The 11398-nt window shown below is 68.1% G+C and carries 13 protein-coding genes; 11 read left to right on the top strand and 2 right to left on the bottom strand.

What is annotated here, in order from left to right; genetic code table 11:
* The first annotated feature begins 154 nt into the window (after positions 1-154).
* The 10 genes from WFQ67_RS14265 to WFQ67_RS14310 all read left to right on the top strand — a co-directional run bounded on the left by WFQ67_RS14265 (position 155) and on the right by WFQ67_RS14310 (position 9082).
* Complete coding sequence (locus WFQ67_RS14265) at positions 155-1711, top strand: MBOAT family O-acyltransferase (RefSeq protein WP_173172765.1); 1557 nt, start codon at positions 155-157, stop codon at positions 1709-1711.
* An 11-nt stretch (positions 1712-1722) separates the two neighbouring features.
* Complete coding sequence (locus WFQ67_RS14270) at positions 1723-2871, top strand: alginate O-acetyltransferase (protein ID WP_213626170.1); 1149 nt, start codon at positions 1723-1725, stop codon at positions 2869-2871.
* A gap of 86 nt (positions 2872-2957) precedes the next feature.
* Positions 2958-3602 carry an alginate O-acetyltransferase AlgF gene (locus tag WFQ67_RS14275; RefSeq protein WP_173172761.1) on the top strand — a complete coding sequence of 215 codons (645 nt, stop codon included), beginning with the start codon at positions 2958-2960 and terminating at the stop codon, positions 3600-3602.
* Positions 3603-3742: 140 nt separating this feature from the next.
* Positions 3743-5188 carry a mannose-1-phosphate guanylyltransferase/mannose-6-phosphate isomerase gene (locus tag WFQ67_RS14280; RefSeq protein WP_213626171.1) on the top strand — a complete coding sequence of 482 codons (1446 nt, stop codon included), beginning with the start codon at positions 3743-3745 and terminating at the stop codon, positions 5186-5188.
* A 169-nt stretch (positions 5189-5357) separates the two neighbouring features.
* A complete protein-coding gene (locus WFQ67_RS14285) occupies positions 5358-5822 on the top strand; it encodes a multidrug transporter (RefSeq protein WP_173172757.1) in 465 nt (154 codons plus the stop codon).
* Positions 5823-5876: 54 nt separating this feature from the next.
* Complete coding sequence (locus WFQ67_RS14290) at positions 5877-6716, top strand: SDR family oxidoreductase (protein WP_213626172.1); 840 nt, start codon at positions 5877-5879, stop codon at positions 6714-6716.
* A 23-nt stretch (positions 6717-6739) separates the two neighbouring features.
* Positions 6740-7081 carry a hypothetical protein gene (locus WFQ67_RS14295; RefSeq protein ID WP_337057366.1) on the top strand — a complete coding sequence of 114 codons (342 nt, stop codon included), beginning with the start codon at positions 6740-6742 and terminating at the stop codon, positions 7079-7081.
* Positions 7082-7454: 373 nt separating this feature from the next.
* Positions 7455-7997 (top strand): hypothetical protein, encoded by a 543-nt coding sequence (locus WFQ67_RS14300; RefSeq protein ID WP_337057259.1) that lies wholly within the window; start codon positions 7455-7457, stop codon positions 7995-7997.
* A 253-nt stretch (positions 7998-8250) separates the two neighbouring features.
* Entirely contained in the window at positions 8251-8787 is a 537-nt protein-coding gene (locus WFQ67_RS14305; protein WP_337057260.1) for a GNAT family N-acetyltransferase, read from the top strand.
* A 58-nt stretch (positions 8788-8845) separates the two neighbouring features.
* Positions 8846-9082, top strand: a complete 237-nt coding sequence (locus WFQ67_RS14310; RefSeq protein ID WP_213626175.1) for a hypothetical protein — start codon at positions 8846-8848, stop codon at positions 9080-9082.
* Here the strand turns inward: WFQ67_RS14310 and WFQ67_RS14315 are convergent.
* A complete protein-coding gene (locus WFQ67_RS14315) occupies positions 9079-9396 on the bottom strand; it encodes a cupin (RefSeq protein ID WP_213626176.1) in 318 nt (105 codons plus the stop codon). The two genes, WFQ67_RS14310 and WFQ67_RS14315, sit on opposite strands and share 4 nt — an antisense overlap.
* Positions 9393-10298 (bottom strand): DMT family transporter, encoded by a 906-nt coding sequence (locus tag WFQ67_RS14320; protein WP_337057261.1) that lies wholly within the window; start codon positions 10296-10298, stop codon positions 9393-9395. Before WFQ67_RS14320 ends, WFQ67_RS14315 begins: the two co-directional genes overlap by 4 nt.
* Positions 10299-10448: 150 nt before the next feature.
* Here WFQ67_RS14320 and WFQ67_RS14325 point away from each other — a divergent pair, with 150 nt between their 5' ends.
* A complete protein-coding gene (locus tag WFQ67_RS14325) occupies positions 10449-11321 on the top strand; it encodes a helix-turn-helix domain-containing protein (protein WP_173172747.1) in 873 nt (290 codons plus the stop codon).
* Positions 11322-11398: the final 77 nt, after the last annotated feature.

Below are 11398 nucleotides of genomic sequence, written 5' to 3' on the forward strand. Positions count from 1 at the left end.
CGGGGAGCGCCTTGGGGAATCAACCGACCGCGCGGCAGACGCGGCGGCGCAAGGATTTGAACGCCACACCCTGGGGAGGGAATGGCGGGTCGCACACCGGGCTGGAACGTCCGGCGGCGACCCAGAAAGTTGACGTACAAGTGGAGAGACTCGGATGGTCTTTTCTTCAAACGTGTTCCTGTTCCTGTTCCTGCCGATCTTCCTCGGCTTGTACTACCTGGTCGGGACGCGCTATCGAAACCTGCTGCTGCTCGTCGCCAGCTACGTGTTCTACGCCTGGTGGCGGATCGACTTCCTCGCGCTGTTCGCGGCGGTCACGGTGTTCAACTACTGGATCGGCCTGCGCATAGGCGCCGCCGGGGTCCGCACGAAGACGGCGCAGAAATGGCTGATCCTCGGCGTGGTGGTCGACCTGTGCGTGCTGGGCTACTTCAAGTACGCCAACTTCGGTGTCGACAGCCTCAACGCAATCGTCACCTCGTTCGGCATGGAGCCCTTCGTCCTCACCCACATCCTGCTGCCGATCGGTATCTCGTTCTACATCTTCGAGTCCATCAGCTACATCATCGATGTGTACCGTGGCGACACCCCGGCGACCCACAACCTGATCGACTTCGCGGCCTTCGTGGCGATCTTCCCGCACCTGATCGCCGGCCCCGTGCTGCGCTTCCGCGACCTGGTCGACCAGTTCAACCACCGCACCCACACCGTCGACAAGTTCGCCGAGGGCTGCACCCGGTTCATGCAGGGCTTCATCAAGAAGGTCTTCATCGCCGACAGCATCGCGCCCATCGCCGACCACTGCTTCGCCCTCTCCGACCCGACCACGGGGGATGCCTGGCTCGGCGCGCTGGCCTACACCGCGCAGCTGTACTTCGACTTCTCCGGCTACAGCGACATGGCCATCGGCCTCGGCCTGATGATGGGCTTCCGCTTCATGGAGAACTTCAACCAGCCCTACATCAGCCAGTCCATCACCGAGTTCTGGCGGCGCTGGCACATCAGCCTCTCCACCTGGCTGCGCGACTACCTGTACATCAGCCTGGGCGGCAACCGCGGCACCACCTTCCAGACCTACCGCAACCTGTTCCTCACCATGTTGCTGGGCGGCCTGTGGCACGGCGCCAACTTCACCTACATCATCTGGGGCGCCTGGCACGGCATGTGGCTGGCGATCGAACGCGCCCTGGGCGTCGACGCCGCGCCGCGCGTGCTCAACCCGCTGCGCTGGGCCTTCACCTTCCTCCTGGTGGTGATCGGCTGGGTGATCTTCCGCGCCGAGAACCTCGACGTCGCCTGGCGCATGTACGCCGCCATGTTCAGCTTCGGCGAACTGGGCCTCTCCGAGCTCAACCGCGCCCAGCTGACCAGCCTGCAGATCGCCACCCTGGTGCTGGCCTACGTGGTGCTGGCCATCTTCGGCATCCGCCAGTTCTACACCAAGCCCCTGGCCGGTGCGCCCAAGGCCCGTGCCGAGGAACACATCGACGCCAACGGCCCGGCCACCGCCCAGCCGCGCACCCAGCAGGGCGGCGCCAATGACCCGGCGGCCATCGCCTACTCGCCGAGCGGCGGCCTGGTCTGGCAGCAGGCCTGGATGACCCAGCTGCCGATGCTGGCGACCCGCATCGCCCTGCTGGTGCTGTTCGCCGCCTCGATCCTGAAGCTCTCGGCGCAGAGCTTCTCCCCCTTCCTCTACTTCCAGTTCTGAGGAGCGCGACCATGAGCAGAACTGCCAACACCCTCTACATCGTCGTCTTCGCCGGCATGCTGCTGGCCCTGAGCCTGTGGTCCCTGCGCGGCATCGTCGGCTTCAGCGTCGCCAAGGAGACCACCGTGCTCAACGGCAAGCTGGCCCATGCCTTCGAGAAGCACTACGACGACCAATTCCCGATCAAGCAGATCGGCACCAACCTCTGGGCGCTGGTGGACTTCGGCCTGTTCGGCGAAGGCCGCCAGGGCGTGGTCATCGGCAAGGACGGCTGGCTGTTCTCCGACGAGGAGTTCGACCCCGTCGCCGACGGCAACCGCCACCTGCAGGAGAACCTGGCAATGATCCAGGGCGTGCGCGACGAGCTGGCCAACCGGGGCGTGACCCTGGTGCTGGCGATCGTGCCGTCCAAGTCGCGCCTGTACCCCGAGTACACCGGCGATGCCCGCCCCACCGCCCTGCGCCAGGACCTCTACGCCCAGTTCCGCGGTGCCGCGCGCAAGGCCGGGATCATCGCCCCGGACCTGCTCGGCACCCTGGAGCAGGCCAAGAGCGACGGCCAGGTCTTCCTGCGCACCGACACCCACTGGACGCCCCTGGGCGCCGAGGTGGTGGCCAACGCCCTGGGCGAGACCGTGCGCAGTGCGGCGCCGCTCTCGGGCGACGCCCAGGAGTACGTCACCGAGGCGGTGAAGAACGAGGACTACAAGGGCGACCTGACCCGCTTCCTGCCCCTGGACCCGATGTTCGAGAACCTGATGCCGGCCCCCGACAAATTGCAGAAACGCGAGACCCGGGCCGCGGTCGAAGGTGAGGCCAGCGGCGACTCCCTGTTCGCCGACAGCACCGTCCCGGTGGTGCTGGTGGGCACCAGCTACAGCGCCAACCAGAACTGGAACTTCGCCGGTGCGCTGCGCCAGTCGCTGCAACGCGACCTGGTCAACCACGCCGAGGACGGCCACGGCCCGATCCTGCCGATGCTCAAGTACCTCAAGAGCGACGAGCTGAAGAACGCCGCTCCGCAACTGGTGATCTGGGAATTCCCCGAGCGCTACCTGCCCATGCCCAACGACCTCAGCGAGTTCGACCCGCAGTGGATCGCCGAGCTGCGCAAGGGCGGCAACCCCGGCGAGCGCCTCGCGGCCACCGCCGCCAACTGAAACCCGGCAGTGAGGGCCCGCCCCGCGAGCCCTCGACGACTGTGGCCCCACCGGGCCATTTCAAGAAAGAAAGATGGAGGAACACCATGAACCGACAGAAGAAACGTAACTGGACGTCGTACGCCTGCGCCATCGCCCTGGGCCTCGCCGCCGTGCATGCACAGGCCGACGAAGGCGGGCTCTACGGGCCCCAGGCACCCAAGGGATCGGCCTTCGTCCGCGCCTACAACGCCGGCAGCAGCGAACTCAGCGTCAACGTCGGCAACACCGCGCTGAACGATGTCGCCCCGCTCGGCTCCAGCGACTTCAAGTTCCTGCCCGCAGGCAACTACAGCGCCCAGGTCGGCGCCACCAACCTGCCGGTGAAACTGGAAGCCGACCGCTACTACACCCTGGTCAACCAGCCGGGTGCCGAACCCAAGCTGGTGGAAGAGCCGCCCTTCAAGAACAAGCAGAAGGCGCTGCTGCGGGTGCAGAACCTCTCCGACGCCAAGCTCACCCTGAAGACCGCCGACGGCAAGACCGCCGTGGTCGAGGACGTGGCCGCCCAGGGCCGTGGCGAGCGCGAGATCAACCCGGTGAAGGTCAACCTCGCCCTGTTCGACGGCACCCGCAAGGTCAGTGACCTCAAGCCCGTCTCGCTGCAGCGCGGCGAAGTCGTCTGCCTCTACATCACCGGCAGCGGCGGCAAGCTCTCCCCGGTCTGGGTCAAGCGCCCGGCCGAATCCTGATGTACCCGGCCCGGGGCTCGCGCCCCGGGCGAACGCTTCGTACCCGCCGCACGAGACAGTGGGACTACAAGACAGAAATCAGTGATCGATGTGATGAGCAACCTATCCACAACCGATGAACGATTCTAGGAGATACACCCATGATTCCTGTGATCCTCTCTGGCGGTAGCGGCTCCCGACTCTGGCCCCTTTCGCGCAAGCAATACCCCAAGCAGTTCCTGGCCCTGACCGGTGACCACACCCTGTTCCAGCAGACCCTGGAACGCCTGAACTTCGACGGCATGCAGGCCCCGGTGCTGGTGGCCAACAAGGATCACCGCTTCATCGTCCAGGAGCAGCTGGACGCCATCAACGTCACCCCGCAGGCCATGCTGCTCGAACCCTTCGGCCGCAACACCGCGCCCGCCGTCGCCATCGCCGCCATGCAGCTGCTGGCCGAAGGCCGCGACGAGCTGATGCTGGTGATGCCGGCCGACCACGTGCTGGAAGACCAGCGCGCCTTCCAGCAGGCCCTGGCCCTGGCCACCATCGCCGCCGAGAAGGGCGAGATGGTGCTGTTCGGCGTGCCCGCCCTGCGCCCCGAGACCGGCTACGGCTACATCCGTGGCAAGGATTCGGCCGGCAGCCTGCCGGACGGCATCAGCCGCGTCGCCCAGTTCGTCGAGAAGCCCGATGCCGAGCGTGCCCAGCAGTACGTGGATTCCGGCGACTACTTCTGGAACAGCGGCATGTTCCTGTTCCGCGCCAGCCGCTTCCTCGACGAGCTCAAGCACCACGACGTGGACATCTACGACACCTGCCTGCTCGCCCTGGAGCGCAGCCAGCGCGACGGCACCACGGTGACCATCGACGCCGCCACCTTCGCCTGCTGCCCGGACAACTCCATCGACTACGCGGTGATGGAAAAGACCCAGCGCGCCTGCGTGGTACCGCTCTCCGCCGGCTGGAACGACGTCGGCAGCTGGAGCTCGATCTGGGAAGTGCACGAAAAGGACAAGGACGGCAACGTCACCAAGGGCGACGTGGTGGTGCACGACAGCCGCAACTGCCTGGTACACGGCAACGGCAAGCTGGTGTCGGTGATCGGCCTGGACGACATAGTCGTGGTCGAGACCAAGGACGCCATGATGATCTCCCACCGCGACAGCGTGCAGGACGTCAAGAAGCTGGTCAACGAACTGGACGCCCAGGGTCGCAGCGAGACCCAGAACCACTGCGCCGTGTACCGCCCCTGGGGCTCGTACGACTCGGTGGACATGGGCGGCCGCTTCCAGGTCAAGCACATCACCGTCAAGCCCGGCGCGCAGCTCTCGCTGCAGATGCACCACCACCGCGCCGAGCACTGGATCGTGGTATCCGGCACCGCCGAGGTGACCTGTGACGACAAGACCTTCCTGCTCACCGAGAATCAGTCGACCTACATCCCCATGACCTCGGTGCACCGCCTGACCAACCCCGGCAAGATCCCCCTGGAGATCATCGAGGTGCAGTCCGGCAGCTACCTGGGCGAGGACGACATCGAGCGCCTGGAAGACGTCTACGGCCGCAGCGACTCCGTCACCGTGAGCCATGTGACAGCACGCTGAGCCTCCTTCCCCCATCGGGAGGCCCATTCCCCCTGTGCCAGCGGGGGGAATGGCGTGCGCCAACCCAAGGGGGCCCCGCCGGGCCCCCGCGCCCGGCGCCTCCACCCAACCGCATCGCCCCGGCGTAATGCGCTAGCATTGAGCCCCTCCAATCCCCACGGGCGTCCCCATGCTGATCGGTGCGATCCTCACCCTGACCTGGCTGATCCTGGTCATCCGCCAACCCGCCAAGGCCCTGCCCATCTCGCTGGTCGCCGTGCTCGGCATCGGCCTGGTCGCCGCCTGGGTGCTCTGGGAAGAGCGCGTGGTGGACCGCCAGCTGGCCCTGCTCGACGTCCGCGTCGCCTACGCCCCCGACGCGTGCCCCGCCGACCGCCCGCTGCAGATCCGCGTGCACAACGGCAGCAGCACCACCCTGCTGGACCTCGCCTGGGTGATCCAGGCCTACCGCCCGGGCGACGCCATCAACCTCACCCAGTCGGCCTTCGATGCCGAACGCTCCCTCGGCCCGCCGCGCCTGCAGGCCGGCGCCGACTGGAGCCACTGCCTGCCCGTGCCGCCGCTGCGCAGCGGCTACCGCCCGCAAACCCTGGAGTTCCGCGCCGAGCGATTACATGGCAGATTCGCCGACTGATACGCGAACCGCCGTCCCGCCTCCATCACAACAAGACCAACAAGGAACCCAGCAATGAGCCAACCCGTCGCCCTCATCACCGGCTGCTCCAGTGGCATCGGCCGCGCCCTGGCCGATGCCTTCAAGCAGGCCGGCTACAGCGTCTGGGCCTGCGCGCGCAAGGCCAATGACGTCGACGCCCTGAACGTCGCCGGCTTCACCGGCGTGCAGCTGGACGTCAACGACGAGGCCGCGGTGGCGCAGCTGGGCGAGCGCCTGCAACGGGAGATCGGCCGCCTCGACGTGCTGGTCAACAACGCCGGCTACGGCGCCATGGGCCCGCTGCTCGACGGCGGCACCGACGCCCTGCGCCGGCAGTTCGAGACCAATGTCTTCTCCCTGATCGGCCTGACCCGCGCCTGCTTCCCCGTGCTGCGCGCCAGTCGCGGCCTGGTGGTCAACATCGGCAGCGTCTCCGGCGTGCTGGTCACCCCCTTCGCCGGCGCCTACTGCGCCTCCAAGGCCGCCGTGCACGCCCTCTCCGACGCCCTGCGCCTGGAACTCGCCCCCTTCGGCATCGACGTGATGGAAGTGCAACCCGGCGCCATCGCCTCCAGCTTCGGCGCCAACGCCAGCCGCGAGGCCGAGGCCGTGATCGCCGAAGGCTCGCCCTGGTGGCCGATCCGCGACGGCATCCGCGCCCGTGCCAAGGCCTCCCAGGACAACCCCACCCCCGCCACCGAATTCGCCCGCGACCTGCTCGCCGCCGCCCAGCGCCACCCGCGTCCACGCCTGCTGCGCCTGGGCAACGGCAGCCGTGCCCTGCCGCTGCTCGCCGCGCTGCTGCCCAAGGGCCTGCTGGAGTCGGTGCTGAAGAAGCGCTTCGGCCTCGACGTCGCCCTGGAGCGCCCGTGAACGACCCGCGCCCCGCCTTCCCGATGCGCTACGCCATCGGCGGCGTCGTGCTGGCGATGGCGCTCAACCTCGCCCTGCGCAGCCTGGTCAAGGTCGGCGGCCTGCTCGCCACCCTGATCATCGCCGGCGCCGTCGCCCTGCTGCTCGCCGGGGCCTTCCGCCTCATCCAGCGCCGCGCGCCCAGCCGCGACGAGGCCTGGCGCATCCTCCTCGGCTACGGCGCCCTGCTCGGCGTCCTCTACCTCGGCCTGCTCGGCATGATGACCCTGCAGGACCAACCCAGCCCCATGGCCGTCTTCCTGTTCTTCCTGCACTACCTCTGCTACCCCGTCCTCGCCTGGCTCACCCTCCCCCCCCGCCGCTGACCCCGCGCCGTTGGGCCTCGCTGCGCTCGGCGCCAATCTACGCCCACCTCTCCGCTCGGTCCTCACCGGTGTGTAGGGTGGATGCCGCTCTTCGCATCCACCAACGGGCTCTTCCCGAGCATCACGGCCTCAGGCTATAAACGCGACCTGCCGGCAAGCCCGTCGGTGGACAAGGAGCGGCAAAATGCAGGGAAGACTGACGGCGCTGGCGCTGGTGGCCGCGATGCTCGCGGGGTGCGATGCCATTGTCACAGTGGAAGGCACCATCGAACCCCGGTTGTTCGCGCGCTCCACATGCGAGTCCTTCATTCGAAACTCGACGGGGAAGTCATCCTCGTCAGAGATCCATGAGGCCACCTTTTACGACGGCATGATGGTGTCGCCATTCGGCTCCGACCTGTACACCGTCCGCGTCGACTGCAAGGCCCACGACGGCACGCTGCTGGCCAGCCGCCAGGAGATCGTGACCCTCGGTGACGACGCCTCGACGCTCTACATGGGCCTGATCAGCACGGAGCCACGCAAGGGACGGAGCCACGAGCCCAAGTGGGTCATCGCCGAGAAGGCACCGCCACCGCCGCCCGACCCCACCTGCCCTCGCCGTGAGTCACCGAGCGCCTACACCCAGGCATTCGCAGCCATCGAGCAACGCCTCGCCGAGGATGGCCAGCAGAAGGTCGCGATGAAGCGCCTGAACAGGCTGGCCCACCGTAATGGCTGGCTGCTGGTGGAGGCCGAATACGAGCGCCTTGGTCCCATGAGCTTCCTCCTCGAGCCCGCCGGCCAAGGCTACTCGGTGGCGAGCTATTACGTCGGCGCCACCCCGAAAGGCCAGCGCTACGCGCTGATCCATGAGCTGTTCCTGCGCGAAGCCCCCCAGGTGCCGCCCGACCTGCTCGCCTGCCTGCTGGACTGAGCTCTCCTCCAAGGCACGCCCCGTAGGTTGGCCCGGGCGGCGCTCCGCTGAGGCACGAAGCCGAACGCAGCGATCCCGCCCCCGCCCGTTGGGCCTCGCTGCGCTCGGCGCCAACCTACGTCCATCCCTCCACGGGCTTCACCGTTGCGTAGGGTGGGTGCCGCTCTTTGCATCCACCATGCGATGCCTGGTCAAGCACCGCTGGTGAGCCGACCCCACTAGAATCCTCCCTCTCACCAAAGGAACGGACACCATGCACCTGCGCCCCCTCGAACTGCCCCGCGATGCCAAAGCCCTGAGTGCCTTCGAGGCCGGCTACGACACCTCTGTCATCTACCGCGTGGAGCGGCAGGACCTGGCCTTTGCGCTGGTCGAGGAACGCCGCGCCCAGCCCTTTCGCAAGCGCTACGACGCCGGGGGGTTCGCCGAGGATGTGGAGGACGCGGACTTCACCGTCGCCGCCGAAGCTACGGACGGCAGCCTGGCCGGGTTCGCCTGCGTGCGACTGGACGAGTGGAACCGCAGCGCCGAGTTGAGCGCGCTGTTCGTCGCGCCGGCCTGCAAGGGCCGGGGACTGGGCCGGCGGTTGCTGGACCAGGCCACGGCGTTCGCCCGCAGCAGCGGCGCGCGCTGCCTGTGGCTGGAGACCCAGAGCAGCAACCACCCCGCCATCGGCTTCTACCTGAAATCCGGCTTCGCCTTCAGCGGCCTGAACACCGCGCTCTATGACCCGCGCGAGACCGCGCCCGAGGAAGTCGCACTGTTCTTCAGCCAGCCCCTGGAGACCTGAAAAACGTTGGAACCGTCGCCCTCCCCGCCTCACTAAAAAGAGAACTAGGGGGGATCCGATGGACTATCTCGACCTGCTGCAATGGCCGGCCATGCTGGTCACCGTGGCCGCCGCCTGGCTGATCGGCTCGAAGCAGCCGACACGACGCCACCTGGGTTTCTGGGTGTTCCTGGCCAGCAACGCGCTGTGGATAACCTGGGGCCTGCATGCCCAGGCCTGGGCGCTGATCGTGCTGCAACTGTGCCTGGCAGCGATGAACATGCGCGGGGCGAAGAAGGCCGACGAAGCGAGCTAGACGCTGCCTTCGCGCTCCACCGCCAGGATGCGCGCCACCCCGCGGGGGTGCGCCACGTGCTCGCAACCGGGCCCTGCATGGAACAGGTCGCCCACGCCCAGCAGCACCGCGTGTTCCTCGCCGCCCTCGCGGTAGCGCATCTCCACCTCGCCATCGAGCACCACGAAGACTTCGCTGCCGTCGTTGACGTGCCAGATGTACGGCTGGTCGGTCCAGTGCAGGCGCACCGTGGTGCCGTCGAGGTTGGCGATGTCCAGCGCGCCCCAGGCACGCTCGGCGGTGAACGCGCGACTGCGGACCACGCGCTGGCTCATGCGCGGCTCCCCAGGGGCGCGGCGGCCACCGGCGTCTTCGGCTTGCGGAACACCAGCAGGTTGCCGGCCATCACCAGTACCAGGCCGAGCAGCGCCGGGGCGGTCCAGGCATAGCCTTCGGCGAAGGCCGAGATGTTCAGCGCCACCACCGGGAACAGCACCGTGCAGTAGGCCGCGCGCTCCGGCCCCATGCGCCCCACCAGGGTCAGGTAGGCGGTGAAGCCGATCACCGAGCCGGGGATCGCCAGGTACAGCAGCGAGCCGACGTAGCGCGTGTTCCACTCCATGGCGAAGGGCGTGCCGCTGGCCAGGCACCCCAGGGCCAGCAGCGAGGCGCCGTAGAACATGCCCCAGGCATTGGTGGTCAGCGGCCGGTAGCCGGCCTTCTGCTGCAGGCTGGAGAGCATGTTGCCGGCGGAGAAGCACAGCGTGCCCAGCAGCGCCAGGCCGAGGCCCAGCCAGGTTTCGCGGCTGGCCTGGTGGCCGGCCAGTTCGGGCCAGAACAGCAGCGCCAGCCCGGCCAGGCCGAGCCCGCCGCCGGCCAGCACGTTGGCGGCGATGCGCTGGCCGAAGAACACCCGCGCATTCAGGGCGTTCCACAGGGTGGCGGTGGAGAACACCACGGCGATCAGCCCGCTGGGGATCCACTGGCTGGCGGTGTAGAAGCACATGAAGTTGACGCAGAACAGGCACAGACCCTGGGCCAGGCAGATCGCCTGCGCGCGGCCGTCGAGCTTCTGCAGGCGGCGGCTGAGCAACAGGATGGCGAACAGCACCACGGCGGCCAGGGCGAAGCGGTAGGCGATGGACACGGGGATCGCCACCTCGCCCATCTGCAGCTTGATGGCGATCCAGGTGGTGCCCCAGATCAGGACGGTGAGCAGGTACAGCGAGAGATTCATGGCGGTCATCCGGGCGGTGCGTCGTGTGGCCAGTCTCCCGCGCAGCCCGTCGGCGCGCTTGCAAAAACTTGCGCTTATCTGCGCCGCCCCGCTGCGTCGCGCGGGCGCCCGCGCTAGCATGAACACCCAAGCCCCGCGGTTGCCCCGAGCATGTCCTCACTCCTGCAGAACCAGGTCTTCCAGTCACTCGCCAGCTCGCCCCATGCCCGTCTTGAGCATGCCGCCGAACTGGGCGATGGCATGGGCGCGGCGCTGTGGAGCAACCACCACGACGCCCGCGACTACCAGGGCACCCGCCTGCACACGCTGTCGTGCTACCTGGCCGGCGGCACCGGCACCTTCCGCCGCGAGCGCCCGGACACCAAGGGCGCCCCCGACAAGCTGTGCATCCTCCCTGCCGGGCACGAGTCCTCCTGGGTGATCAACGGCGAGATCCGCCTGGCGCACCTGTACATCGCCCCGGCGCAATTCGCCCACGCCGCCGTGACCCTGCTGGACCGCGAACCGCGCGAGCTGGAGATGCGCGAAGCGACCTTCCTCGACGACGCCGAGCAGGCCGCACGCTTCCACCGCCTGATCCGCCTGGACTGGAACGAACCCGGCGAGCGCATGCTCACCAGCAGCCTCGCCCACGAGATGCTCGGCCACACCCTGCTCACCCAGGTCGGCCTGCGCCAGGGCCCGCAGCTCAAGGGCGGCCTCGCCCCGGCCGTGCGCAAGCGGCTGATGGACTACATCGACGAACACCTGGCCGAGCCGCTGAGCCTGGGCGAACTGGCGGCCTTCTCGGCGCTCTCGGAATACCACTTCGCGCGGATGTTCCGCGAAAGCTTCGGCCTGCCGCCGCACCAGTACGTCCTCGCCCGCCGCCTGGCCCACGCCCGCCACCTGCTGGCCCGCACCGCCCTGCCCCTGGGCGACGTCGCCCTCGCCTGCGGCTTCGCCAGCGCCAGCCACTTCAGCAACCGCTTCCGCAGCGCGGTCGGTGGTACGCCCGGTGAATACCGGGCAGCGATGGGGTGAGTGATGAGCCTCCTTGTGACACCGAGGTGATGGGTTTCGCGGGGCTCTACCCATCCTACGGGTGCCACGTAATACGG

Source organism: Pseudomonas sp. USHLN015, from assembly GCF_037153275.1.
GTDB lineage: Bacteria > Pseudomonadota > Gammaproteobacteria > Pseudomonadales > Pseudomonadaceae > Metapseudomonas > Metapseudomonas tohonis.

Bases quoted from the DNA above. Each gene is read 5' to 3' on its own strand.
- WFQ67_RS14265 (WP_173172765.1), top strand. From the start codon at position 155: ATGGTCTTTTCTTCAAACGTGTTCCTGTTCCTGTTCCTGCCGATCTTC.
- WFQ67_RS14270 (WP_213626170.1), top strand. From the start codon at position 1,723: ATGAGCAGAACTGCCAACACCCTCTACATCGTCGTCTTCGCCGGCATG.
- WFQ67_RS14275 (WP_173172761.1), top strand. From the start codon at position 2,958: ATGAACCGACAGAAGAAACGTAACTGGACGTCGTACGCCTGCGCCATC.
- WFQ67_RS14280 (WP_213626171.1), top strand. From the start codon at position 3,743: ATGATTCCTGTGATCCTCTCTGGCGGTAGCGGCTCCCGACTCTGGCCC.
- WFQ67_RS14285 (WP_173172757.1), top strand. From the start codon at position 5,358: ATGCTGATCGGTGCGATCCTCACCCTGACCTGGCTGATCCTGGTCATC.
- WFQ67_RS14290 (WP_213626172.1), top strand. From the start codon at position 5,877: ATGAGCCAACCCGTCGCCCTCATCACCGGCTGCTCCAGTGGCATCGGC.
- WFQ67_RS14295 (WP_337057366.1), top strand. From the start codon at position 6,740: ATGCGCTACGCCATCGGCGGCGTCGTGCTGGCGATGGCGCTCAACCTC.
- WFQ67_RS14300 (WP_337057259.1), top strand. From the start codon at position 7,455: ATGGTGTCGCCATTCGGCTCCGACCTGTACACCGTCCGCGTCGACTGC.
- WFQ67_RS14305 (WP_337057260.1), top strand. From the start codon at position 8,251: ATGCACCTGCGCCCCCTCGAACTGCCCCGCGATGCCAAAGCCCTGAGT.
- WFQ67_RS14310 (WP_213626175.1), top strand. From the start codon at position 8,846: ATGGACTATCTCGACCTGCTGCAATGGCCGGCCATGCTGGTCACCGTG.
- WFQ67_RS14315 (WP_213626176.1), bottom strand. From the start codon at position 9,396: ATGAGCCAGCGCGTGGTCCGCAGTCGCGCGTTCACCGCCGAGCGTGCC.
- WFQ67_RS14320 (WP_337057261.1), bottom strand. From the start codon at position 10,298: ATGAATCTCTCGCTGTACCTGCTCACCGTCCTGATCTGGGGCACCACC.
- WFQ67_RS14325 (WP_173172747.1), top strand. From the start codon at position 10,449: ATGTCCTCACTCCTGCAGAACCAGGTCTTCCAGTCACTCGCCAGCTCG.